Source organism: Pseudoalteromonas sp. NZS71_1, assembly GCF_015864305.1.
GTDB lineage: Bacteria > Pseudomonadota > Gammaproteobacteria > Enterobacterales > Alteromonadaceae > Pseudoalteromonas > Pseudoalteromonas arctica.
This window is the reverse complement of the sequence record NZ_JADYXM010000002.1, coordinates 420,886-444,612: the sequence shown is the minus strand read 5'-3', so window position 1 is coordinate 444,612 and position 23,727 is coordinate 420,886. Positions and strand designations below refer to the sequence as shown.

The window sequence follows — 23,727 nt, the reverse complement described above, 5'->3', positions numbered from 1 at the left end:
ATAGCTAATGACAGCGCAATTTGAACACGTATCCGTATTAATGGACGAAACCATCGATGCCCTCGCAATTAAGCCAGACGGTATATACATGGATGGTACGTTTGGACGTGGCGGCCACTCTGGACAAATTTTAGCACGCCTTGGTGATGAAGGTCGCTTGCAAGCAATTGACCAAGATCCACAAGCGATACAATCAGCCGAAAAATTCGCTGATGATCCACGTTTTGCGATTGCACATACTCGTTTTTCGAATTTATACGAAGTAGCAGAGCAGAACGATCTCATTGGTAAAGTGGATGGCATTTTATTAGACATTGGTGTCTCGTCGCCACAACTGGATGACGCTGCGCGTGGTTTTAGTTTCATGAAAGATGGGCCACTTGATATGCGCATGGACCCAACAACAGGTCGCAGTGCTGCGCAGTGGTTAGCAGAAGCTGAATTAGATGATATTACCCACGTAATTAAAAAACTGGGCGAAGAAAAGTTTGGTAAACGCATTGCACACAAAGTACTCGAAGTTCGTGAGCACACGCCAATCACAACAACCAAGCAACTTGCTGACCTTGTTGATGAAGCAGTACCGGTAAAAGATAAGTTTAAGCACCCTGCAACACGTACTTTTCAGGCGATTCGTATTTATATTAATAGCGAGCTTGAAGAGATTCAAACAGCGCTACAGTCTGCAGTTAAAGTGCTAAAGCCAGGCGGACGTTTAGTGGTGATTTCGTTTCACTCACTAGAGGATCGTATTGTAAAACAGTTTATTAGAAAACAGAGTAGGGGAGAAGTGTTACCCAGAGGTCTGCCTTTAACTGATGCACAAATAAATAAAAACCTGACGTTAAAAGCAGTGGGTAAGGCTATTAAGCCAAGTACTGTTGAAGTAGAACGTAATCCACGTTCTCGTAGTTCTGTACTTAGGATTGCACAGAGGTTGGGATGAGTAAAAAAGCGAGCTATCGTCAACCCAATTTATTCTTTGAAATATTAAAAGGCCTAGGTGCTAACAAGCTAACCTCGGCCTTGTTGGTTGTGATATTCGCTTCTAGTTTAGCTGTTGTGCAAACAACACATTTAGCTCGTGGGCAACTTATAAAGCAAGATCAATTATTACAAGAACGTGATGAACTCGATTTAGAGTGGCGCTACTTACTTGTTGAAGAAGAATTTTATTCGCAACATGCACGCATTGAAGAAGTTGCTATATCACAATTAAAAATGAAACGACCTACGAGTCAAGATGAGCAGGTAATAATAGTACAATGAGAAATAGAGGCAAAAAACCAGTCACTAATTTAATCACATGGCGCTTTATGCTGGTGTGTACAGTTGTGTTTATGGTGTTTGTAACACTCGTATCTCGCGCTGCTTATTTACAAGTGATAGAACCTGATAAAGCACGTTCAGAAAGTGATAAACGTACGGTACGTGTTGAAAAACTGCATGTGCAACGCGGAATGATTTTTGACCGCAATGGTAAAGAATTAGCGGTAAGTGTGCCTGTGGTAAGTGTATATGCTGATCCTAAAGCATTACATAAATCGCTTGTATCTAAAGTAATCAAACAAGCCCGCAAAAGCGGCGAAGATCACTTATCTTTAACTGAAAACACTGTTGAGCTTGATAAGCGTACTGCACTTTATTATAAAAACGATTTACGCTGGCGCGAGCTTGCAGATGTGCTGCGTATTGATCCTAAAAAGATTAATTCTCGACTTTTAAACGATCCTTCGCGTCGCTTTGTGTATTTAAAGCGCCAAGTTACTCCTGCTGTAGCAAATTATATTGGTGATTTACGCCTCCCTGGTATCCATTTACTAGATGAATCTAAACGCTACTACCCTGCAGGTGAAGTTACCGCGCATGTTATTGGTTTTACCAATATCGATGGCAAAGGCATTGAAGGCATTGAAAAGCTATACGAAAACGCTTTAACGGGCGAGGAAGGCCGCCGTACCATTCGTAAAGACGCACAAGGGCGTGAGGTAGAAGTACTTGACGAACGAGAACGTGTAGAGCCAGAAAGTATAGAACTAAGTATTGATCAACGAATTCAAGCTATTGCGTACAAGGCCGTAAAATCAGCTGTACTGACTTATAAAGCCACATCGGGCTCAGCTATGGTAGTTGATGTTAAAACCGGTGAAGTACTGGCAATGGTAAATAGCCCTTCATTTAATCCAAACAACTTAAGCGATGCTGCACCTCATAAACGTCGTAACCGCGCAATTACAGATTTGTTTGAACCAGGCTCAACTGTTAAGCCTCTAGCCATTTTGGCTGGGCTAGACTACGGCGCCATTCAGGCAGATGACACGATTGATACCTACCCAGGTTGGATGCGTTTAGGTGGTAGTTTAGTGAGAGATACTCGTAATCACGGCGAACTAACACTGCGCGAAATACTAAAGTACTCCTCAAACATGGGAGTTGCGAAGGTTACTCAGTTAGTGCCTAAAGATTACCTTGTTGGTTTATACCAAAAAGTAGGCTTTGGTAGTGATACAGGTACTGGAATGGTCGGTGAAAGTAGCGGTTTGTTTTATCCAAATCGTCGTTGGTCTGACTTTGAAATTGCCACTTTATCATTTGGTTATGCGATTTCGGTAAGTACTGCGCAAATGGCGCGCTTTTATACCATGTTAGGCGCTGGTGGAGTTAATCGACCACTGACTATTTTAAAGCAAGACAATATACCTGAAGGCGAACGTATTTTTAAACAAAAAGACGTAGAAGCCGTAGTGCACATGATGGAAAGTGTATTTGAAAAAGACGGTACTGCTCGCAACATAAAAGTTGATGGGTATCGTGCAGCTGGTAAAACAGGTACATCTAAAAAAGCCGTAGCAGGTGGTTATGGTGATGAATATGTAGGTTATTTTGCAGGTGTAGCGCCGGCAAGTAATCCTCGTTTAGCCGTGGTAGTTATGATTAATGAACCAGGTGGTGATGTGTACTATGGAGGTGCCACCGCTGGCCCTGCATTTGCAGAAATCATCTCTAACGCATTAAGAATATTAAACGTAGCGCCTGACAAGGAAGAGGTTGCGTACGTACAAGGTAAAGATAACGATGCGTGATTTAAAGGATATTTTAAAATACATCGAAATAGATGCGCCCTCGCAACTGGTAAAACATTTACGCCTTGATAGCCGTGAAGTAACGCCAGGTGATGTATTTGTTGCTATTAAAGGCCATGCACTTGATGGCGGTCAATTTATTAATAAAGCAATTGAAAATGGCGCAACAGCTATTATTGCTGACAGATTATGTGAATTTGAAACAAGTTTTGAGCCACTATATTTAGTTTCGGAGCTTGATAAAAAGCTTCCAGAATTAGCAAGTCGCTTTTATAGCCAGCCAAGTCAGGCTCTTGATTTAATTGGTGTGACAGGTACAAACGGTAAATCGACAACCACAGCAATGATTGCCCACTTAGCGCAATTTTGCAGTACTGATTCGGCTATTATTGGCACTTTAGGTTATGGTCATCCTGATAACTTAATTCCACTGATTAATACCACACCTTCAACGGTTGATTTACAGCATATTTTGAGCGATTTAAATTCGCGGCATAAAAAGCTGGTAGCCATGGAAGTGTCATCTCATGGATTAGTGCAGCAGCGTGTTGCTAAATGCGCGTTTAAAGCAGCTGTGTTTACTAATCTTTCGCGCGATCACTTAGATTACCATGGTGATATGGCAAGTTACGGTGATGCGAAACTAATGCTTTTCCGTGATTTTGAGCCGCAAGTTGTAGTGCTTAATCAAGATGATTCTCAAGCTGAGCAATGGCTTGAAAAGTATGATTTCAATAACTTAATTTGTTACGGCCGCAAAAACTTGGCCCCTAAGAATGCTCAGTACGTTCATTTTTCTGATGTTGAATACTCAAGTGAAGGTATTTCGGCGCAGTTATCGACTAGTTGGGGTGATATGTCGATTAAATCGCCTCTGTTTGGCGAATTTAATTTATATAACTTAACGGCAGCGCTCGCTACATTACTAGGGCTAGGTTATCCGCTTGAGCAATTAGTTGCAGGTTGTGCGCAATTACAGCCAGTAGCTGGGCGAATGCAAGCATTTAGCCAAGTAGGCATGCCGACGTGTGTTGTTGATTACGCACATACACCCGATGCACTTGCACTTGCATTACAAGCATTGCAGCTGCATGTGCCAGGTGGTGTAAGTTGTGTATTTGGTTGCGGTGGCGACAGAGACAAAGGTAAGCGCGCATTGATGGCGCAAGCTGCAGAGCAAAACGCTAATAAAGTTATTATTACCAGTGATAACCCTCGCTCAGAAAACCCTGATGACATTATTGCAGATGTAGCTGGCGGTTTAACCCATCCTCAAAATGCACATTTAGAGGCTGATAGAGCAACTGCAATTCGTTTTGCTATAGAAAACGCTACAGCTGATGAGGTTATTTTGATTGCAGGTAAAGGCCACGAAGATTATCAAATTATAGGCGATAAGCGAATCGACTTTTGCGATCGCCGCTATGTACAAGAACAACTAAAAAAAGCGGTAAGAGGGATAACACAATGATCCCAATGGATTTTGATTGGTTAGCTAATGTGCTAACAACCGATTATCAAGGTGATAATCAACACGTGCTTCATATAAATACTGATACTCGTACAGTGTGCGATGGTGAAGTGTTTTTAGCACTGAAAGGGCCAAATTTTGATGGTCATAAATTTATAGCTGAGGCTAAACAAAAAGGCGCTATTGGCGTTATTGTTCAGCACAAAGTTGATGTAGATATTCCACAATTTATAGTAAGCGATACACGTATTGCACTAGGTGCAATTGGCACCGCTGTTATGGCCCAAGTGGCGCCTAAAACAATTGCAATTACAGGTAGTGTAGGCAAAACCACCGTAAAAGAAATGTGTGCGGCAATTTTGTCGGTTCACGGTGATGTATTAGCTACTAAAGGTAATTTTAATAACGATATTGGCGTCCCACTTACGTTATTGCGCTTAGAGCCTCAACATCGTTTTGCGGTTATTGAACTAGGTGCAAATCACTTAGGTGAAATTGCTTACACTACTGCAATGACAAAACCAGATGTAGCCGTTGTATGTAATGTTGCAGCAGCCCACTTAGAAGGTTTTGGTAGTTTAATGGGCGTCGCAAAAGCTAAAGGTGAGATTTTTGATGGCCTTAAAGATGATGGCGTTGCGATTGTTAACTGCGATAGTGAATTTAGCCAATATTGGTTAGATAAGCTTGAAGGGCGTAATGTTAAACGTTTTTCTACAACTGAAAAACTAGATATTTGGGCAGAGAACATTACGCTTGATGCCAATGCGCGTGCAAGCTTTACGCTTTGCACTAAAAACAAGCAAGTACCTGTTACTTTGGCACTTCCGGGTAAGCACAATATTAGTAATGCACTTATCGCTGCTGCACTGACCAGTGAATTTAATGTAACCCTTGAAGAAATAGCCAATGCACTTGCCACAATGGGGGATGTAAAAGGGCGCGTTAATTTAATTGAAGTGTCTGATTTACTCACAGTGGTTGATGATACCTATAATGCCAATGTTAAGTCTGTAAAGGCTGCGATTGACTTGTTAAGTGATATGCAAGGTCACCGCATTTTAGCACTCGGAGACATGGGTGAGCTAGGTGAAGATGCACGTAAGTACCATCAAGAAGTTGGCGAGTATGCACTTGAGCAAGGGATTGATGAGTTATTTACATTAGGTGTATTAAGTAAATACGCAAGTGATGTGTTTGAACTACCTAATCGCCACTTTTCGAGCCGCGAACAGATGCAGCAAAAAATTCAAGAAAGTATTAATAAAGTGAATACTAAAACAACAATAGTAGTGAAAGGATCGCGCAGTTCTCGCATGGAATTATTAGTAACCGATTTAGTTAATGGCCAGCAACAAGCCATCAATGGAGTATCATAATGTTAGTTTGGCTGGCAGAGTATTTAACACAGTATTTTAGTGGTTTTCATGTTTTTTCGTATTTAACGCTACGTGCCATTTTAGGTATTTTAACTGCGCTAATTATGTCTCTTTATTTAGGGCCTAAGTTAATTCGTGGTTTGCAACGTATGCAAATAGGTCAAACAGTTCGAGACGATGGTCCGCAATCGCATTTGTCTAAGTCGGGTACGCCGACTATGGGCGGCTTACTTATTTTAGCGGCTATTTTTACCAGCACGCTACTTTGGGCCGATTTATCAAATAAATACGTATGGGCAACACTATTTGTAATTGGCTCATTAGGTATTGTTGGCTTTGTTGATGATTATCGTAAAGTTATTCGTAAAGATCCAAAAGGCTTAATTGCTAAGTGGAAGTACTTTTGGCAGTCGGTCATTGCATTAGTTGTAGCTACTGCTTTGTATTTTACCAGTGCACAAGCATCTGAAACATCACTTGTTGTTCCATTTTTTAAAGACGTATTACCGCAATTAGGTTTGTTTTATATCGTGCTTACGTACTTTGCGATAGTAGGTACATCAAACGCGGTAAACCTGACCGATGGTTTAGATGGCTTGGCGATTGTGCCAATTATTTTAGTGGCTTCAGCGCTGGCAATTATTGCTTACTTAACAGGTAATATTAACTTTTCGGCTTACTTACATATTCCACATTTACCGCTGGCGAGTGAGCTTGTGGTTGTATGTACTGCCATTGTGGGCGCAGGGCTTGGCTTTTTATGGTTTAACACTTACCCAGCACAAGTATTTATGGGCGATGTTGGCTCATTAGCACTTGGTGGCGCATTAGGTATTATTGCTGTTTTAGTACGCCAAGAATTACTGCTTATTATTATGGGCGGTGTATTTGTAATGGAAGCGCTATCGGTAATATTACAAGTGGGGTCGTATAAATTACGCGGACAACGCATTTTTAGAATGGCGCCGATTCATCATCATTATGAATTAAAAGGTTGGCCAGAGCCTCGCGTTATTGTGCGCTTTTGGATTATTTCTGTTGTGCTAGTGCTTGCTGGCTTAGCTACTTTAAAGATTCGATAAATGCAGTATTTAAACGAGATAAAAAACAAACAAATAACAGTGCTCGGACTCGGTGTAACCGGTCTGGGCATTGTGCGTTTTCTATTATCTCATGGCCTCACACCAAAGGTCGTTGATAGCCGAGTAACCCCGCCGGGGATTGATTGGCTAAAAGAGCACGCGCCAACTCTAGATACCCACTTCGGTAATTTGGATGACGTAGAGCTTTGTTCAAGCGATATGATTATTATAAGCCCTGGGCTTAGCTTAAAAATACCAGCTGTTGCAGATGCAATTAACGCAGGTGTTGAAGTGATTGGCGACGTTGAGTTATTTGCACGTATTAATTCAAAACCTGTTGTTGCAGTAACGGGCTCTAACGGTAAATCAACCGTAATTACGCTCGCTTATGAAGTGTTAAAAGAAGCCGGCTATAAAGTTGCTTTGGGTGGGAATATTGGCACAGCGGTACTTGATTTACTCAATGATGATTTTGATGTGTATGTGCTTGAGTTATCGAGTTTTCAGTTAGATACCACAACGAGTTTAAAACCAGTAAGTGCAACGGTATTAAATGTGTCTGAAGATCATCTTGACCGCTACGACAGTTACCAAGCTTATATAGACTCAAAGCTAAGTATTTATAATTTTGCAGAGCTTATTGTTGTCAATGCAGACGATAGTCAAACACATCCAGTTGAGCGCGGTACAACCCCTTTAATTAGCTTTGGTGCTCAACAAGGTGATTACCATTTAGCGCAGCACAATGGCGAAACTCACTTTATGGTTAAAGGCGATGCCTTTTTACCTGTTGATACACTTGCGGTAGTGGGTAAGCACAATTATTTAAATACGCTTGCAGTAATGGCGCTCTTAAGTCCGTTTGAAGTAAGCAAAGAGCAATATAAAAATGCATTAGGTCAATTTAATGGGTTGGCTCATCGCTGCCAATTTGTAGCTGAGCTTAACGGTGTAAAGTATTTTAACGATTCAAAGGCAACGAATGTTGGAGCGACCATTGCTGCAATAGATAGTTTAGCTAGTGACGGTGAAAATCTGATTGTTATTGCTGGTGGCGATGCCAAAGGCGCTGATTTAAATGCGCTTAAACCTTACATAGAACAGCATGTAAAAGCATTAATTTGTTTTGGTAAAGACGCAAGTGACTTAGCTGCGATTACCAATAAGAGTTATTTAACTAACAATATGGAAGAAGCCGTTACTTTGGCCAAAGTACTTAGTAGTACAGGCAATATTGTTTTATTAGCACCCGCATGTGCCAGCATTGATATGTATAACAACTATATGCAACGCGGTGATGACTTTGTTCAGTGTGTAATGGCAGGGGCGTTATGATTGCTTTTGCCGATATAAGAGACGCATTAACACCTAAGCCTTCGGCGCAGTTATACGATGTACCGCTATTGTACTGCGTAATAATGCTCATTGGTGTTGGTTTTATCATGGTGACCAGCGCATCAATGCCTACCGCAGAGCGGTTATTTGATGACCCGTACCATATTACCATTCGCCACAGCATGTTTTTGGCAATGGCTTTTGTGCTTTTTTGGATAAGCGTTTGTGTGCCAATGGAGTGGTGGAAACGATCAAACCCTTATCTATTAATACTAGGCATGGTGCTATTAATAGCGGTATTGATTATTGGGCGCGAAGTAAACGGCGCTAAACGATGGATACCTATTGGACCTGTTGGTTTTCAGGTGGCTGAGGCCGCTAAGTTGTACTTTTTTAGTTATATTGCGGGTTATTTGGTAAGAAAACGTGAAGAAGTACAAGAAAATATTAAAGGCTTTGCAAAGCCAATTGCTGTATTTGCAGTGTATGCACTGCTTATTCTGTTGCAGCCAGATTTAGGCACAGTGGTTGTTATGTTTGTAACAACGGTTGGTTTATTGTTTTTAGCTGGTGCTAAGTTATGGCAGTTTTTTGTACTTATTTTAACGGGCGTGGGTCTGGTTGTATTACTTATTATTGTTGAACCTTATCGTATGGCGCGTGTTGTAGGCTTTTTAGACCCTTGGGATGATCCTTTTGGCAAGGGTTATCAGTTGGTGCAATCGCTAATGGCATATAGCCAGGGGGGTTGGTTTGGCCAAGGCTTAGGTAACAGTGTACAAAAGCTACAATATTTACCTGAAGCACATAACGATTTTATTTTTGCCGTTATAGGTGAAGAACTTGGCTTAATAGGCGTTGTAAGTATTTTAACGGTATTAGCTACTTTAGTATTTAGAGCCTTATTAATAGGCCAACAAGCCCTTAAGTGCGGCAAGGAATACGAAGGCTACTTTTCATTTGCCATTGGTATTTGGTTTGCATTTCAAACCATGGTGAATGTAGGTGCGAGCGCGGGTATTTTACCGACGAAGGGTTTAACCCTGCCGTTTATTTCTTATGGCGGCTCAAGCTTATTAATTATGACGATTGCCACGGGTATTTTATTACGCGTAGATTTTGAAACCAAAATGGCAACCAAACAAGCCACCTCACGCGGAGGTAAGCGATGAGTAAAAAATTAGTAGTAGTGGCTGGTGGAACTGGCGGACACATTTTTCCCGGTATTGCAGTAGCCGATTATTTAAAACAGCAGGGCTGGCAAGTTAGCTGGATCGGCACACCAGATCGAATGGAAGCGAGCGTTGTACCTAAGCACAATATAGATATTGATTTTATTAACGTTAAAGGTGTTCGTGGTAACGGATTAAAGCGTCTTATTAAAGCCCCATTTATGGTAATTAATGCAGTATTGCAGGCGCGTAAGGTATTGAAAGAGCAGCGGCCTGATGTAGTACTTGCAATGGGCGGTTATGTTACGGGTCCAACGGGAATTGCCGCAAAAAGTTTAGGTATCCCGCTGGTTATTCACGAGCAAAACGCTGTAGCGGGTATGAGCAATAAACTGCTAGCTAAGGTGGCTACACGAGTATTAGCTGCATTTCCAAGTGCTTTTGCACAGGGTCAAGCCGAGCTAGTAGGTAACCCAGTTCGCCAAAGCGTTATGAATATAGCCAAACGCGATGTATCAAGCCCTATTAATATTTTAGTAGTGGGCGGCTCGCTTGGTGCACAAGTGCTTAATCAAACATTACCAGAAGCATTTAAAGTACTAAATAATACAGCTCCAATAAGTGTATGGCATCAAACAGGTAAGGGTCATTTAACTACCGTAGAAGCCGCTTATAAAATGCATGCTTTTACAGGCAGTAATGCAAAAATAGCTGAATTTATTGATGATATGGACGCAGCGTATAGCTGGGCCGACATTGTTGTTTGCCGTGCTGGTGCATTAACTGTTAGCGAAATTGCAGCGGCAGGTAAAATGGCCGTTTTTGTTCCGTTTCCACATGCCGTGGATGACCATCAAACAGCGAACGCACAATATTTAGTGATGGCTAATGGTGCATTATTAATGCCACAAGGGCAGTTTAATAAACAATCAATTGTTGAACTATTAAGCCCGTATTTAGCCCAACCTTCATTAATTACTGAAATGGCTACAAATGCAAAAAAACAAGCCATTTTAGATGCCACAGCAAGCGTAGCAACGCACTGTGAGCAAGTAACAAATAAGAGAAAATAAGTGAAAGAAACGTCAGTACAAGAAAAACACACACGCCCTGCAATGCGCCGAATAGAAACCATTCACTTTATTGGTATTGGTGGAGCAGGTATGGGCGGTATTGCTGAAGTACTCGCTTTTGAAGGCTACCGTATTACAGGTTCTGACATCGCCCATAGCGCTATGACAGATCGTTTAATTAAAGCCGGTGCAGAAGTATTTATAGGCCATCATGAAAATAACGTGAAAGATGCCAATGTAGTCGTTGTTTCAAGTGCGATTGATGAAACAAACCCTGAAATTATTGCAGCCAAAGCCGCAAGAGTTCCTGTTGTTCGCCGCGCAGAAATGTTGGCTGAATTAATGCGTTTTCGCCACGGTATAGCAATTGCGGGTACGCATGGTAAAACAACGACAACAAGCTTAATTGCGAGTATTTATGGACAAGCAGGGCTTGATCCAACCTTTATTATTGGTGGCTTGTTAAATAGCGCAGGTAGTAACGCAAAAGTAGGCAAAAGTGATTTTTTAATTGCAGAAGCTGATGAAAGCGACGCGTCGTTTTTACACTTACAGCCAATGGTATCGGTGATCACAAATATTGAAGAAGATCACATGGATACTTATGGCGGCAGTCTTGAAAAAATGAAAGACACGTACGTAGATTTCATCCATAACTTGCCGTTTTATGGTTTAGCTGTTGTATGTATTGATTCTGAAGTTGCTGCTGAACTTATCCCGCGTTTTGGTCGCCCAGTTATCACGTATGGCGAATCGAAGGATGCTGATTACCGCATGAGCGACTTTAGCCAATCAGCTAATACATGCACATTTACAGTAACTAACAAGCAAGGTGAGTGTTTAACTGCCACGTTGAATATGCCAGGTAGACACAACGCACTTAATGCAACCGCTGCGATTGCTGTGGCAAAAGATCAAAATATTGCGAATCATGCAATTTTAGAAGCGCTGCAGAAGTTTGAAGGTATTGGTCGTCGTTTTCAACACTATGGTGAATTTGAAAACGAGCGTGGCAATGTGATGTTAGTTGATGATTACGGGCATCATCCTTCAGAAGTTGCAGCAACAATTGCAGCAGTACGTGAAGGTTGGCCTGATAAGCGTTTAGTAATGGTATATCAACCTCATAGATTTTCCCGTACACGCGACTTATACGAAGATTTTGTAAAAGTACTTGCTGATGTAGATCAGTTGCTACTGCTTGATGTGTATAGCGCTGGTGAAGATCCTATTGTTGGCGCAGACAGCAAAAGCTTATGCCGTAGCCTTCGTCAACGTGGCAAAGAGCCGCTGCATGTAGCAACAAATGCAGAGCTTGCAGGCGTTTTGGCCGCAAATTTACAAAATAATGATTTAGTATTAACCCAAGGCGCTGGTAATATAGGTCAGTTAGTTAAAACATTAGCTGCGACGGGTATGTCGATAGAAAAACTTAAGCAAGGTGAAGTATGACTCAGGTAAACACACAATTTGGTAAAGTAGCGGTACTGCTAGGTGGTAACTCAGCAGAACGTGAAGTGTCTTTACGATCGGGTCAGGCTGTTTTAAATGCACTGCAAAATAGTGGCATTGATGCAATTGCATTTGACCCGCAAAGTCGTTCTTTGTGGGAGTTAAAAGAATTAAATGTAGAGCGCGTTTTTATTGCTTTGCATGGTCGTGGTGGCGAAGACGGAACTGTACAAGGTGCGCTTGAATTTATGAACCTGCCTTACACGGGCAGTAATGTACTGGGTTCAGCACTTGCTATGGATAAAGTACGTTGTAAGCACTTATTTAAATCAGCGGGTTTAAGCACTGCACCTTATACCGTAGTTGACGCTAAAAAAGGCTTTGATGCTGCAGCTATTATGGGTGAGTTTAAAAAGGTAATGGTTAAGCCATCGCACGAAGGCTCAAGCATAGGTATGGCGCAAGCAAGTACAGCACAAGAACTTGAAGACGCACTAGCTAATGCATTTAAGTTTGATAATCAAGTGCTTGTAGAGCAGTGGATCACGGGACGTGAATTCACAGTTACAGTGCTTGGCGATGAAGTACAACCAGTCATCGAGATGACGACACCAAATGGTTTTTACGATTACCAAGCTAAGTATCAATCAAATACAACCCAGTACCATTGTCCTGCCGATTTATCAGAGCAAGATACTAAGTACTTACAAGCTATATCGCTAGATGCATTTGATTTAGTGGGCGCAAGTGGTTGGGGCCGTGTTGATGCGATGCAAGACGAGCAAGGTAACTTTTACCTGCTTGAAGTAAATACAGTACCAGGCATGACTGAAAAGTCGTTAGTGCCAATGGCAGCAAAAGCGAATGGGGCAACTTTTGAACAATTAGTTGTTCGCATTTTAGAGCAAACGCTTTAATATGCATCCCCTTTTAGAAAAAGCTCAGGAAATCAAACTGAAACTTAATTGGTCTCTGATTTTTGGTGTGAGCTTTTTTCTGATAGTTGTAATTGGCTTAGTGCAAATTACGACAGGTGTATCGGATTGGTTAGTTGAAAACAAAGATGCTCAAATTAAGCACCTTACAGTGCAAGGGCAGCCTAAATACACAGATGAAACGGCAATTATAAAAGCGATTAAAAAAGCCGATTTAAGTAGTTTTTTTGAACTTGATGTTAAGCATGTGCAGCAGCTAGTTCAAGACTTACCCTGGGTTGCTACCGCTTCGGTGCGTAAACAATGGCCTGATACTATACAAGTATATGTTGTTGAACATGAAGTAGTAGCACATTGGAATAGCGACTTATTGCTCAACCAAAGTGGTCAAGCATTTCAAGCCCGCAGCGATAAGTTAGATGACGACTTACCGCAGTTATACGGCCCAGAAGGCAGCGAAGAAGAAGCGTGGATTGCTTTTAAGCAATTTGATGAAATGCTAAAAGTTAACGGCTTAACGTTAACAAGTTTGGCATTGTCGGAGCGCTTTTCGTGGCAACTATGGTTAGATAACGGAATACGTTTAAATTTAGGACGTAAAGATAAAGCCAAGCGTGTACAACGTTTTATAGACGTTTATCCACGAATGGAACAACGTGCAGATGCACAAGTAGATACAATAGATTTACGGTATGATACCGGCCTTGCAGTCAGCTTTAAGCCAGTGCAAGAAGAACAATTACAAAATAAGAGTAAGGCATGACTAAGTCAGCAGAAAGAAACCTAGTAATAGGGTTAGACGTTGGCACCTCGAAAGTGGTTGCCACGGTAGGTGAAATCACCGCAGATAACAAGCTCAGCATTGTTGGTGTGGGCAGCCAAGTATCTCATGGTATGGATAAAGGCGGCGTTAACGATTTAAACTTAGTGTCTGAGTCTATTCGCCGAGCAATAGACGAAGCCGAGTTAATGGCTGATTGTCGTATTAGCTCTGTGTATTTGGGTATTTCTGGCAAACATATACAGTGCCAAAACGAAAGTGGCGTGGTGGCAATTAATAACACCGAAGTCACTGACGAAGACATTGAAAATGTAATTCATATTGCGCGTTCTGTGCCTATTTCGGCAGAACGTAAAATGCTGCATGCATTGCCGCAAGAATACAGTATCGACATGCAAGAGGGCATTAAAAACCCACTTGGTATGAGTGGTGTTCGTATGGAAGCGCGTGCACACATTATTACGTGCTCAAACGATATGGCAAAAAATATCGAGAAATGCGTAGAGCGCTGTGGTCTTGAAGTCGATCAACTTATCTTTACTGCATTAGCGTCATGTTATTCTGTACTAACAGATGACGAAAAAGAGCTAGGTGTTGCAGTACTTGATATTGGTGGCGGCACTATGGATATCACCATTTATATTAATGGCGCACTTCGTCACTCTGCGGTTATTCCAGTGGCGGGTAACCAAGTTACTGGTGATATTGCAAAAATATTTCGCACACCTATATCACATGCCGAGTCACTCAAAGTACAATACGCATGTGCTAGTAGCCAAATGGCAAGTAGCGAAGACACAATTGAAGTACCAAGTGTAGGCGGACGACCAGCAAGGTTAATGTCGCGCCATACATTATCTGAGGTGGTAGAGCCTCGTTTTAGAGAATTATTTGAGCTTGCGATGGAAGAAATTCGTCGTTCAGGCTTAGAAGACCAAATTGCGGCAGGTCTCGTTATTACAGGCGGAACTGCTAAAATGACTGGCGCGATGGAAGTGGCAGAAGATATCTTCCAAATGCCAGTAAGAATAGGCAAACCAATCGGGATGGTTGGTTTGACAGACTATGTAGATGATCCTTCGTACGCAACCGCTGTTGGTTTGTTACAATACGGGCGTACCATGCAATCGATGAATGCACAAAAGTCGAAAGCAGAGGATAACAATAATTGGTGGAACCGCATTACTAAATGGTTCCAAGGCGAGTTTTAAGACTCAAGTCGGAGAGTAAACATGTTTGATATAATGGAACAACACAGCGAAGAAGCTGTAATAAAAGTAATCGGCGTGGGCGGTGGTGGCGGTAACGCTGTTGAGCACATGGTTAAACAACAAATAGAAGGCGTGCGTTTTATAGCCGCTAATACGGATGCGCAAGCATTACGTAACTCTGCTGCCGATATTACAGTTCAGCTAGGCACGCAAATAACCTCTGGGTTGGGTGCGGGCGCAAACCCTGAAGTAGGCCGTAAGTCGGCTGAAGAAGATGCAGATACAATTCGTGCCAGCCTTGAAGGCGCCGATATGGTATTTATTGCAGCCGGTATGGGCGGCGGTACAGGTACTGGTGCAGCACCGGTAGTTGCTAAAATTGCTAAAGAACTCGGTATTTTAACCGTTGCAGTTGTAACACGTCCTTTTGATTTTGAAGGTAAAAAACGTGCAGCAGCCGCTGAACAAGGCATTAACGAATTGTCAGAAATTGTAGATTCACTTATTACAATTCCGAACAATAAATTGCTTAAAGTTTTGGGAAAAGGGACTACACTTCTAGATGCCTTCGCTAAAGCTAATGACGTATTATTTGGTGCGGTACAAGGTATAGCAGAGCTAATTACACGTTCTGGTTTAATTAACGTGGATTTCGCCGATGTTAGAACTGTAATGTCTGCAATGGGTACTGCAATGATGGGAACGGCGTCTGCGTCAGGCCCTGATCGTGCACAAGAAGCAGCAGAAGCGGCTATCTCAAGCCCACTACTAGAAGACGTTGATTTAACAGGTGCTAAAGGTATCTTAGTTAATATCACCGCAGGTATGGACATTGCGATTGAAGAATTTGAAATTGTAGGTAATCACGTTAAAGCACTTGCGTCAGAAAACGCAACGGTTGTTGTTGGTGCGGTAATCGACCCAGAAATGACTGATGAGCTACGTGTAACGGTTGTTGCAACTGGCTTAGGCGGCGATCGTCGTCCACAGTTTGGTATTGTTGATAACGGCTTTAAAAAAGCATCAGGTTCTGATGTTGCAAGCACATCAAACCAAACGAGCAGTATGTACGTACCAAGCTTTGCAAGCCAAGATACAAACACTGAAGAAAACACTGCTAAAGCGCAAACGCAAAGCAAAGAAAAAGCGCCTACAACTAGTTCAAGCAGTGCATCAAGCTCTTCAGCACAAAATAGTAAAAAAGCGGATAAATCAGAAGGTGGTGATTATTTTGATATCCCCGCTTTTTTACGTAAGCAGGCTGATTAACATTTAATAATACTTTTGTTTGAAATATGTACAAATATTGAAAGGCAAAAGGATTTATGTTAAAATCCGCCATATAACTGTAACTGATTTAAAAGTGAGCATACCTATGATTAAACAGCGTACGATTGCAGAAGTAGTCAAAGCCATAGGAATTGGACTTCATAAAGGTGAGAAGGTCACAATAACTCTCCGACCTGCGAGCGCAAATACTGGGATTGTATTTCGTCGTGTCGACCTTGATCCGGTTGTTGATTTTGAAACAACACCTGAAGCCGTTGGTGATACGCAGTTGTGTACCTGTTTAATTAACAAAGATGGTGTTCGCTTATCGACTACTGAGCATCTTATTGCAGCCGTTGCTGCAATGGGAATTGATAATCTAATTGTAGAATTAGATAGCTCAGAAGTGCCGATTATGGATGGTAGTGCATTACCATTCATATATCTGTTACAAAAAGGCGGAATCGAAGAGCAAAACGTTGCTAAACGCTTTATCCGTATTAAAGAAAAAGTACGCATTGAAGAAGGTGATAAGTGGGCTGAAGTTGAACCATATGATGGTTTTCATATCGACTTTGAGATTGCATTTAACCACCCAGCTATCAATGAAAGTCGCCAACGTATTGGGTTGGATATAACAACGCAAAGCTTTATTGAAGAAATTAGCCGTGCGCGTACTTTTGGATTTATGAAAGATATTGAATACATGCATGCAAACAACCTAGCGCTAGGTGGTAGCATGGATAGTGCTGTGGTACTTGATGAGTTCAAAGTGTTAAATCCTAACGGTTTACGTTATAGCGACGAGTTTGTTAAGCACAAGATATTAGACTGTGTTGGTGACATGTTTATGACAGGCCATAACCTTTTAGGGAAAGTAACTGCATTTAAATCGGGTCATGATTTAAATAATAAATTACTTCGTAAAATTATGGCTACAGAGTCAGCATGGGAGTGGGCAACATTTGAAACGCCTGTGACGATGCCTGCACCCGGTCTTGAGTTAGCTCCAGCCTAAAAGCAGTAAAAGAGCAGCTCGAAAAACAGTTATAAAAAATGACGCTAATTAGCGTCATTTTTTTGCGTGAAATTTAATAGCTCTATACTTTATTATAACTCCAAAAGAGCTTGTAACTGATTTAAACTAGCTACGGTATAGGTTGGCTTTATTCCGTCGGCTAATTGCTCACCAGGGTGCTGTAACCAGCAAGTATCAATACCAGCATTGTTGCCGCCAAGTATGTCACTTGCAGCAGTATCACCCACCATAAGTATCTCGCTTTTATCTGGGTTACCCATTAGCTCAAATGTGTGCTCGAAAATCGCTTTATTCGGTTTTGCTATACCTACAAGTTCAGATATAACTAACCATTCAAACATATCTTTTAAGCCAGTATGCTCAAGGCGTACGGTTTGTAAGCGGGCAAATCCGTTAGTAATAATACCTAATCTAGCATTTGGCTTAAGTTTATTTAAAAGCTCAATAGCACCAGGTAATGGCTCGCAAATTTGCGCCATAGAATCTAAAAAAGCATCGTTTAGCTCTTTTGCTGGCACATTAAGTTTTGAAGCCCACTCATTAAAGCGTGTTACTTGTAAGTAATCTGCGCTAATAGTGCCATTTTGATAATCAACCCACAGCTGCTTATTGGTTTTTTGATAATGAATATAATCGTCTTGGCTAAAATCTACGTTGTAAGCTTTAAACATGCGAGTCATGCCCGCTAAAATATCAAACCTAAATAAGGTTTCGTCTGCATCAAACAATACATAGTTGTACTTCATTAAATTTCCTAAATTAATTTGTTTGGCCGTATAGCTCAGGGTGTAAAAAAGGCGCCATAGCTAAAGTGAGTGCTTGTGTATAGGTACTTTCGCGCGTGGCATGATTGTTGGTAAGTAGACCAATAGCGCCACCTTTTTGTTTAACGTTGGTGGTATTAAATGCTTTGTCCATTACATCGCCAAGTTCTTCACCTTTAAGTAATGCATTATAAAGTACTTGGGGTAGAGGAAGGTTGCTGCTACGCCCTACAACTTGATCTAAGGCATTATCAATAACAACGTAAGCAAAGGTTGCTGCACCATAGCTAAATTGCTCTGCACCGCCTTCCATTGCAACGTAATAGTGAGCTTGGTGGTGCTTTTTGCAATAATTAACACGGTTTTGCGCGCCAATACGTGTTTCGTCTTCGCCAATAGGCTGATCGGGCACGTCTGAGGGAGCATTCACACCTTCACAGTCAATGATACATTCTGGAAAATACATAGTAAAAATATGTTTAGCGGCATTTATTTTTACAGGATTTTTAGAACCGACAATAATTTTTAATTGTTGTGACATGCTGATCTCACCTTGAGCAAAATCAGCAGTGTACGTGAGTTAGCTTTAACAAAAAAGAGTCGGTAATCAAATAGGTAAATCGAGTGGTGCTAGGTTTTCCAGTGCACGCTTTTTCAAAATAATATCTTTAATTAATGGGGTAAGCACAAGCTCCATAGCCAAGCCCATTTTACCGCCTGGTACTACAAGTGTATTTATACGAGACATAAAACTGCCTTCGATCATCCGTAAATAATAAGGAAAATCAACATCATCAATACCCCTAAAGCGAATAACTACAAAGCTTTCATCAAGAGATGGAATATCTTTGGCGCTAAATGGATTTGAGGTATCAACAGTAGGCACCCGCTGAAAATTAATATGGGTACGAGAAAACTGCGGGGTAATATGATTTATATAGTCATCCATACTGCGCACAATAGAGCCCATAACCGCTTCGCGAGAATGGCCTCGTTCGGATGTGTCGCGTATTAATTTTTGAATCCATTCAAGGTTAATAATTGGAACCATGCCTATTAATAAATCGACATGCTTTGCAACGTCTACATCTTGATCAACTACGCCGCCGTGTAACCCTTCATAAAACAATATATCAGTATTACTATCAAGGTCTTGCCAAGGAGTAAATGTACCCGGTAATTGATTATATGGGACGGCTTCATCAAAGGTGTGTAAGTATCGGCGTAACTTACCTTGGCCTGTTTCACTATAGTTTTCAAACAACGCTTCTAAAGCACCAAAGTCATTTGCTTCTCGGCCAAAGTAACTAATGTGTTTATTTTCTTGTTGTGCTTCACGTACTTTTTTATCCATTTCAGGGCGAGTGTAACGATGAAAGCTATCTCCTTCGATAAAAGCCGCTTCAATATTAAGGCTACGGAAAATATGTTTAATTGCATTGGTTGTGGTGGTTGTACCCGCACCAGACGAACCCGTAATCGCAATAATAGGATTTTTAGCTGACATGTTAATTCTCTTTTTTAGGACCAGGTTTTATAACCAGACTAAACTTAACATTATTTTAAGCCGTTTGGGTATCTTAAGAGTTGACTGACTTAGCTCAAGTGACGTCATCAGCAAATAACGTTATCATGAGGTGCTTAAAATTAAAACGAGAGAAAGCATGAAACTTATTAAACCATTACTTGGGATATTTTCTATAGCAGCGCTTAGCCCAATTATGGCGCAGGCTAGCATGCCAAAAAGCCAAGTATTACTTGCTGATTTAAATACACCTTTCGGGGTACAAGTTAGTATAGTGAGTGATAAAAACAGTTATAACAACCAACCGCACTTAACAAGTACAGGTTTATACTTTACTCATGAGGTGATTGCAGATGAGCAAAGCCAAACCGATATTGCTTATTATGATTTAACATCAAAAAAAGTTATTAATATCAGTAACTCTCCCGTAAGCGAATATTCACCAACGGTTATGCCAAGTGGTGATGCAGTATCAGCGATTGTTGTAGAGGTAGATGGTAAGCAAAAACTGTGGCAATACCCACTCAAAAGCGAAGATACGCCAAGTCGTATTTTTGATTGGATTGAACCTGTTGGGTACCATGCTTGGGGCGTTCAAAATGATTTAGTAATGTTTATTTTAGGTGAACCTCATACTCTTCAATATACTTCTGTTGCACAAGCTAAGGGGAAAATAGCTGCCAGTAATATTGGCCGAACGCTTATTTATAACAACTCTACGGCTGCATTTTTATTTAGTTACACTAAAAACGAGCAACATATTTTAGCGAGTTTTAATCCACAAGATAAACAAGTTGAAGACCTACTAAGGTTACCTGCTCAAGTTCAAGATTTTATTTTGAAAGATGATGCAACTATCGCTTATGCTATTAAAAACCGCGTTTATCAGCGTAAACTTGATGGAAGTGATGAAGTATCGCAATGGCTTAATTTAAGCACCTACTGCGAAACAAATATAACAAGAATGAGTTACAACAATGAAAAACTCGCTTTTGTATGTGATATAACGCAGTAAAGCAGACAAATAAATTCAGATTTTATTGTGTGTATGCGTTAATCTAATACGCAAATTAACTAATAGGGATTACACGTGGCTTATAGTGCAGACGAGCTGACAGAACAGCTCATTAAATTACAGTGTAGAAGTAATTTTAAGATTAAAAATATTGCTGAGTACATGTTAGTAAACTCTAAAGAAGCATTTTATACCCACAGCGAAAGCGGCAAGGGTAAAATAGTAATTCGCCCAGCATTTGAGGTGTTTAGCGATGACTTTAGTGATATTGATGGCGTAACGCGTGCGCAAGGCTACTTTCATAGCAGCGAGATGACACGCTTTCCTACACGTATTTTTAAAAGTGCTCAGCCTATTCACTACGGTGTGGCGTTTAAAATAAATTCTGAGCAAGCAGCCAAAGACTTTATAGCCAAGCTAACGATGATTATTGGTAACTAGTAAAACATAAACGTAAAAAGCCGCTGAATTTATATTCAGCGGCTTTTGTGTTTTTATAGCTTAATAAACCTAAGGATTACTTACTTTTTAAGAAGCTATTAACCGATTCAAGTTCACGTGTTTTAAGCGCAATACAATCGTTTGTGCTTTCTTCAAGCTTACTTAATGTACGAGCGTAACCGGCTACATCGGCTACTTTTTCGTTAAAAAAGGTCTTTGTTTTAGCTAAGCTTTCTGCATTACAACTCGCCGTTGTAAAGTACGGTAAGTTAGGAATAAAGAAAGGCGGTAAGCTTGCTGTTACTTTATCGTAGTTACTGTAAACCCAGTCAATAAATAACGCTTGGCGCTCATCTGTGTAACTTTGACCTGACAAAATAGTACGCATGTCAGAGGCTGTTACTTCATCCGTTAAGCTATAAGCTAATACCGCTTTTTGTAATTCAGGTTTGCCAAAAAAGCCCATTGCAGCAAGCATGTTAGTGCGTACTTGTGGATCTTTCGTTGTTTTAAACGTTGTCATGAATTGATCAAGCAGCGCTTTGTCACCATGAAAAGCAGCAAGAGTTAAGTACGTACCGGCTAAGTAAGGGTCTACTTTTTGTGGAGCATTTAAATAAACTTGTGTTTGTTCTTTCGCTTTACTGATTACGTTTTGATCTTCACCATCAAAACCTAAGCGTGATACAACGGCCGCACGAAGTTGTGCAATAGCTCCGTCTTCTCCCGCTTTAGCTTCTAAACCATATTTTTTAGCTGCAGGCGTTACTGCATTACGAATAAATTCAGGCCATAGGTCTTTATTGCTATCGTCTTTAAAAGTACGTTGTTGCGATACTAAGTAACCTAGCGCGGTATTTGCTACGCGAGGGTGGCTATCGCTTACGAACACTTCAAGTGTTTGCATTAACTTAGCAGCAGATATAACACCAGCGTCAAGTAGTGCATCAGTAGCCGATAACAACGCTAAGCGTTCACGATCACTCAGTACGCTTGGTGCCTTTTTAACAAGTGCGCTAAATTGTGCGTCATCCATTACCCAGCGGTAGTAGCCTAGTGCACCTTGGTCAGGATAAATCCACTCTGGTTCAAAGTCTAAGTCTAGAGTTTGGCTTTGTTTATTAAGTAATACATTTGCTGTTTTTACTTTATCGCCAGCACCATATTTAATTGCAACCGGTACATTCCATAACTGCTCTGGCGCATCAACGCCTGCATTTACAAAGCGGCTTTGTGAAATAGTTACTTTGCTACCTTGTTGAGTTACTTTAACTAGTGGGAAAGAAGACTGTTCAATAAACGATTTTAAAACACTCGCTACGTCTTTATTTGATGCTTTACCAAGTGCTTCCCATAAGTCGGCCGCTTCAGCATTTTTATATGAAAACTCTTTTAAGTAGCTTTGAATACCTTTTTGGAATGCATCTTCGCCAATCCAGTTTTCAACCATAGCAAGTACTGAGCTGCCTTTACTGTAAGCTAGACCTAAACCGTCCATAATGTCGGCTTCGGTTTTAATTGGCTTACGAATAGGCTTGGTGCTTAGGCGTGCATCAAGTGCCATTACGTTATTTTGCGGCAGGTCTAAGTGCGATTCAAACTCAGGGTTAAGCTGCTTAGTAATTTTTGCAGCCATCCAGCTAGCAAACGCTTCGTTTAACCATAAGTCGTTCCACCATTTCATGGTTACTAAGTTACCGTACCATTGGTGAGCAAGTTCGTGAGCAATAATTGATACATTACGTTGTTTTTTACTGCGTGTTGCGGCAGCTAAATCAACCAATAAAATATCTTCTCTGTAGGTCACTAAGCCTGAGTTTTCCATTGCGCCAAATGGAAACTCTGGTACCGCTACTGAGTCTAATTTTTTGTAAACGTAAGGGATACCAAAATACGCTTCAAGTGCGCCCAGTACTTTTGGCATATTTTCTTTTGCGTATTGGGCTAAGTGAATTTTACCTTGAGGGGTAATTACACGACCAGGAATTGGCATGCCTTTAATTTCTAATTCTTCAAACGGGCCAACAGCCATCGCTACTAGGTATGAAGGGATTGGCGGTGTTTTATCAAAAAAGTGTGTGGTCATATCGCCATTAACTGTTGTTTTTAACTCTGGCGTATTTGAATATACTTTTTGTGATGTAGGCGCAGTAATCGTTAACTGAAATGGAATTTTGTAACTTGGCTCGTCAAAAACAGGAAATGCACGGCGTGCATCACTCATTTCAAATTGAGTAAATAAGTAAGGAGTGCCTTGGTCTAATGTTTTGTATAAACCAACACTTTGACGGTTATATGGCGCTGAAAAATCAACTTTAAGTGTGTATTTACCTGGTTGAATTTGTTCATCACAGCTAAATTTAACTTTACCTGTTTTAAGCATTTCATTGTTTAAATCACAGTTTTCATCACCAAGCAGTTGCGCCATTTTAACAGCGTAAGCTACGCCATTTAACTCAATGTATTTTGTTGGCTTTAGTACTTCTAGGGAAATCTCAGTCACCCCTGTGAATGTATCTTGGCTCGGGTCGAGTGTTAACGACACGTGTTGTGAACTTGGTTTTGCGAGTTTTTCAATAACGAATTCGTTAGCGTTTGCAGCACCCATTGCTAAAGCAACGCTCACTGTTAAGAGGCTTTTAAGAAACATAGTGATCCCTAGATTGTTGTTGTTAGAAACTACCCTAAATAGGCTTTTTT

The 23,727-nt window shown here is 40.9% G+C and carries 21 protein-coding genes; 17 read left to right on the top strand and 4 right to left on the bottom strand.

Translation table 11 applies throughout. From position 1 onward, the window contains the following. Positions 1–7 precede the first annotated feature (7 nt). The 15 genes from rsmH (at position 8) to lpxC (ending at position 17,261) form a co-directional block, all read left to right on the top strand. A complete protein-coding gene (gene rsmH / locus I6F43_RS04875) occupies positions 8–946 on the top strand; it encodes a 16S rRNA (cytosine(1402)-N(4))-methyltransferase RsmH (protein WP_008167099.1) in 939 nt (312 codons plus the stop codon). Continuing rightward, positions 943–1,269, top strand: a complete 327-nt coding sequence (gene ftsL, locus I6F43_RS04870; protein WP_007582915.1) for a cell division protein FtsL — start codon at positions 943–945, stop codon at positions 1,267–1,269. Before rsmH ends, ftsL begins: the two co-directional genes overlap by 4 nt. After that, a complete protein-coding gene (locus I6F43_RS04865) occupies positions 1,266–3,083 on the top strand; it encodes a peptidoglycan glycosyltransferase FtsI (protein ID WP_010554293.1) in 1,818 nt (605 codons plus the stop codon). The genes ftsL and I6F43_RS04865 overlap by 4 nt, the downstream gene beginning before the upstream one ends. Then, the gene (murE, locus tag I6F43_RS04860; protein ID WP_197101293.1) at positions 3,076–4,554 is read left to right on the top strand and encodes a UDP-N-acetylmuramoyl-L-alanyl-D-glutamate--2,6-diaminopimelate ligase; all 1,479 of its coding nucleotides are present in this window, start codon (positions 3,076–3,078) and stop codon (positions 4,552–4,554) included. Before I6F43_RS04865 ends, murE begins: the two co-directional genes overlap by 8 nt. Further along, a complete protein-coding gene (locus tag I6F43_RS04855; protein WP_197101291.1) occupies positions 4,551–5,933 on the top strand; it encodes a UDP-N-acetylmuramoyl-tripeptide--D-alanyl-D-alanine ligase in 1,383 nt (460 codons plus the stop codon). Before murE ends, I6F43_RS04855 begins: the two co-directional genes overlap by 4 nt. Then, positions 5,933–7,015 carry a phospho-N-acetylmuramoyl-pentapeptide-transferase gene (mraY, locus tag I6F43_RS04850; RefSeq protein ID WP_007582922.1) on the top strand — a complete coding sequence of 361 codons (1,083 nt, stop codon included), beginning with the start codon at positions 5,933–5,935 and terminating at the stop codon, positions 7,013–7,015. The genes I6F43_RS04855 and mraY overlap by 1 nt, the downstream gene beginning before the upstream one ends. Further along, positions 7,016–8,350, top strand: a complete 1,335-nt coding sequence (gene murD / locus I6F43_RS04845; RefSeq protein WP_197101289.1) for a UDP-N-acetylmuramoyl-L-alanine--D-glutamate ligase — start codon at positions 7,016–7,018, stop codon at positions 8,348–8,350. Then, positions 8,347–9,522, top strand: a complete 1,176-nt coding sequence (gene ftsW, locus I6F43_RS04840; RefSeq protein ID WP_007582927.1) for a cell division protein FtsW — start codon at positions 8,347–8,349, stop codon at positions 9,520–9,522. The genes murD and ftsW overlap by 4 nt, the downstream gene beginning before the upstream one ends. Next, positions 9,519–10,595 carry an undecaprenyldiphospho-muramoylpentapeptide beta-N-acetylglucosaminyltransferase gene (gene murG / locus I6F43_RS04835; protein WP_010554297.1) on the top strand — a complete coding sequence of 359 codons (1,077 nt, stop codon included), beginning with the start codon at positions 9,519–9,521 and terminating at the stop codon, positions 10,593–10,595. Before ftsW ends, murG begins: the two co-directional genes overlap by 4 nt. Beyond that, on the top strand, positions 10,596–12,047 hold the full coding sequence (gene murC / locus I6F43_RS04830) for a UDP-N-acetylmuramate--L-alanine ligase (protein ID WP_002957994.1): 1,452 nt from the start codon (positions 10,596–10,598) through the stop codon (positions 12,045–12,047). Further along, positions 12,044–12,964: a D-alanine--D-alanine ligase gene (locus I6F43_RS04825; RefSeq protein WP_024592944.1), complete on the top strand. Its 921-nt coding sequence runs from the start codon at positions 12,044–12,046 to the stop codon at positions 12,962–12,964. Before murC ends, I6F43_RS04825 begins: the two co-directional genes overlap by 4 nt. A gap of 1 nt (position 12,965) precedes the next feature. Beyond that, positions 12,966–13,745 carry a cell division protein FtsQ/DivIB gene (locus tag I6F43_RS04820; protein WP_197101287.1) on the top strand — a complete coding sequence of 260 codons (780 nt, stop codon included), beginning with the start codon at positions 12,966–12,968 and terminating at the stop codon, positions 13,743–13,745. After that, a complete protein-coding gene (gene ftsA, locus I6F43_RS04815; protein WP_007582937.1) occupies positions 13,742–14,974 on the top strand; it encodes a cell division protein FtsA in 1,233 nt (410 codons plus the stop codon). Before I6F43_RS04820 ends, ftsA begins: the two co-directional genes overlap by 4 nt. Positions 14,975–14,995: 21 nt before the next feature. Then, complete coding sequence (ftsZ, locus tag I6F43_RS04810; protein WP_007582938.1) at positions 14,996–16,243, top strand: cell division protein FtsZ; 1,248 nt, start codon at positions 14,996–14,998, stop codon at positions 16,241–16,243. Between the two features lie 106 nt (positions 16,244–16,349). Then, entirely contained in the window at positions 16,350–17,261 is a 912-nt protein-coding gene (gene lpxC / locus I6F43_RS04805) for a UDP-3-O-acyl-N-acetylglucosamine deacetylase (RefSeq protein WP_007582940.1), read from the top strand. Positions 17,262–17,353: 92 nt separating this feature from the next. On the opposite strand, the gene yjjG is transcribed toward lpxC, so the two are convergent. The 3 genes from yjjG to I6F43_RS04790 form a co-directional block, all read right to left on the bottom strand. Then, positions 17,354–18,028: a pyrimidine 5'-nucleotidase gene (gene yjjG / locus I6F43_RS04800; protein ID WP_010554302.1), complete on the bottom strand. Its 675-nt coding sequence runs from the start codon at positions 18,026–18,028 to the stop codon at positions 17,354–17,356. 13 nt (positions 18,029–18,041) lie between these two features. Further along, a complete protein-coding gene (gene yjjX / locus I6F43_RS04795) occupies positions 18,042–18,587 on the bottom strand; it encodes an inosine/xanthosine triphosphatase (protein WP_197101285.1) in 546 nt (181 codons plus the stop codon). A gap of 66 nt (positions 18,588–18,653) precedes the next feature. Beyond that, positions 18,654–19,553, bottom strand: coding sequence for a phosphoribulokinase (locus tag I6F43_RS04790; RefSeq protein WP_007579904.1), 900 nt, complete (start codon positions 19,551–19,553; stop codon positions 18,654–18,656). 157 nt (positions 19,554–19,710) lie between these two features. On the opposite strand from I6F43_RS04790, the gene I6F43_RS04785 reads away from it, so the two are divergent. Together I6F43_RS04785 and I6F43_RS04780 are read left to right on the top strand one after the other, a co-directional pair. Continuing rightward, a complete protein-coding gene (locus I6F43_RS04785) occupies positions 19,711–20,586 on the top strand; it encodes a hypothetical protein (RefSeq protein WP_197101283.1) in 876 nt (291 codons plus the stop codon). A 75-nt stretch (positions 20,587–20,661) separates the two neighbouring features. Further along, positions 20,662–21,027: a hypothetical protein gene (locus I6F43_RS04780; RefSeq protein ID WP_007579906.1), complete on the top strand. Its 366-nt coding sequence runs from the start codon at positions 20,662–20,664 to the stop codon at positions 21,025–21,027. A gap of 76 nt (positions 21,028–21,103) precedes the next feature. Here I6F43_RS04780 and I6F43_RS04775 read toward each other — a convergent pair whose 3' ends face one another. Continuing rightward, the gene (locus I6F43_RS04775) at positions 21,104–23,677 is read right to left on the bottom strand and encodes a M1 family metallopeptidase (RefSeq protein WP_197101281.1); all 2,574 of its coding nucleotides are present in this window, start codon (positions 23,675–23,677) and stop codon (positions 21,104–21,106) included. Positions 23,678–23,727: the final 50 nt, after the last annotated feature.

Excerpts from the sequence above, each read along its gene's own strand:
- rsmH (WP_008167099.1), top strand. The coding sequence starts at position 8 with ATGACAGCGCAATTTGAACACGTATCCGTATTAATGGACGAAACCATC.
- ftsL (WP_007582915.1), top strand. The coding sequence starts at position 943 with ATGAGTAAAAAAGCGAGCTATCGTCAACCCAATTTATTCTTTGAAATA.
- I6F43_RS04865 (WP_010554293.1), top strand. The coding sequence starts at position 1,266 with ATGAGAAATAGAGGCAAAAAACCAGTCACTAATTTAATCACATGGCGC.
- murE (WP_197101293.1), top strand. The coding sequence starts at position 3,076 with ATGCGTGATTTAAAGGATATTTTAAAATACATCGAAATAGATGCGCCC.
- I6F43_RS04855 (WP_197101291.1), top strand. The coding sequence starts at position 4,551 with ATGATCCCAATGGATTTTGATTGGTTAGCTAATGTGCTAACAACCGAT.
- mraY (WP_007582922.1), top strand. The coding sequence starts at position 5,933 with ATGTTAGTTTGGCTGGCAGAGTATTTAACACAGTATTTTAGTGGTTTT.
- murD (WP_197101289.1), top strand. The coding sequence starts at position 7,016 with ATGCAGTATTTAAACGAGATAAAAAACAAACAAATAACAGTGCTCGGA.
- ftsW (WP_007582927.1), top strand. The coding sequence starts at position 8,347 with ATGATTGCTTTTGCCGATATAAGAGACGCATTAACACCTAAGCCTTCG.
- murG (WP_010554297.1), top strand. The coding sequence starts at position 9,519 with ATGAGTAAAAAATTAGTAGTAGTGGCTGGTGGAACTGGCGGACACATT.
- I6F43_RS04825 (WP_024592944.1), top strand. The coding sequence starts at position 12,044 with ATGACTCAGGTAAACACACAATTTGGTAAAGTAGCGGTACTGCTAGGT.
- I6F43_RS04820 (WP_197101287.1), top strand. The coding sequence starts at position 12,966 with ATGCATCCCCTTTTAGAAAAAGCTCAGGAAATCAAACTGAAACTTAAT.
- ftsA (WP_007582937.1), top strand. The coding sequence starts at position 13,742 with ATGACTAAGTCAGCAGAAAGAAACCTAGTAATAGGGTTAGACGTTGGC.
- ftsZ (WP_007582938.1), top strand. The coding sequence starts at position 14,996 with ATGTTTGATATAATGGAACAACACAGCGAAGAAGCTGTAATAAAAGTA.
- lpxC (WP_007582940.1), top strand. The coding sequence starts at position 16,350 with ATGATTAAACAGCGTACGATTGCAGAAGTAGTCAAAGCCATAGGAATT.
- yjjG (WP_010554302.1), bottom strand. The coding sequence starts at position 18,028 with ATGAAGTACAACTATGTATTGTTTGATGCAGACGAAACCTTATTTAGG.
- yjjX (WP_197101285.1), bottom strand. The coding sequence starts at position 18,587 with ATGTCACAACAATTAAAAATTATTGTCGGTTCTAAAAATCCTGTAAAA.
- I6F43_RS04790 (WP_007579904.1), bottom strand. The coding sequence starts at position 19,553 with ATGTCAGCTAAAAATCCTATTATTGCGATTACGGGTTCGTCTGGTGCG.
- I6F43_RS04785 (WP_197101283.1), top strand. The coding sequence starts at position 19,711 with ATGAAACTTATTAAACCATTACTTGGGATATTTTCTATAGCAGCGCTT.
- I6F43_RS04775 (WP_197101281.1), bottom strand. The coding sequence starts at position 23,677 with ATGTTTCTTAAAAGCCTCTTAACAGTGAGCGTTGCTTTAGCAATGGGT.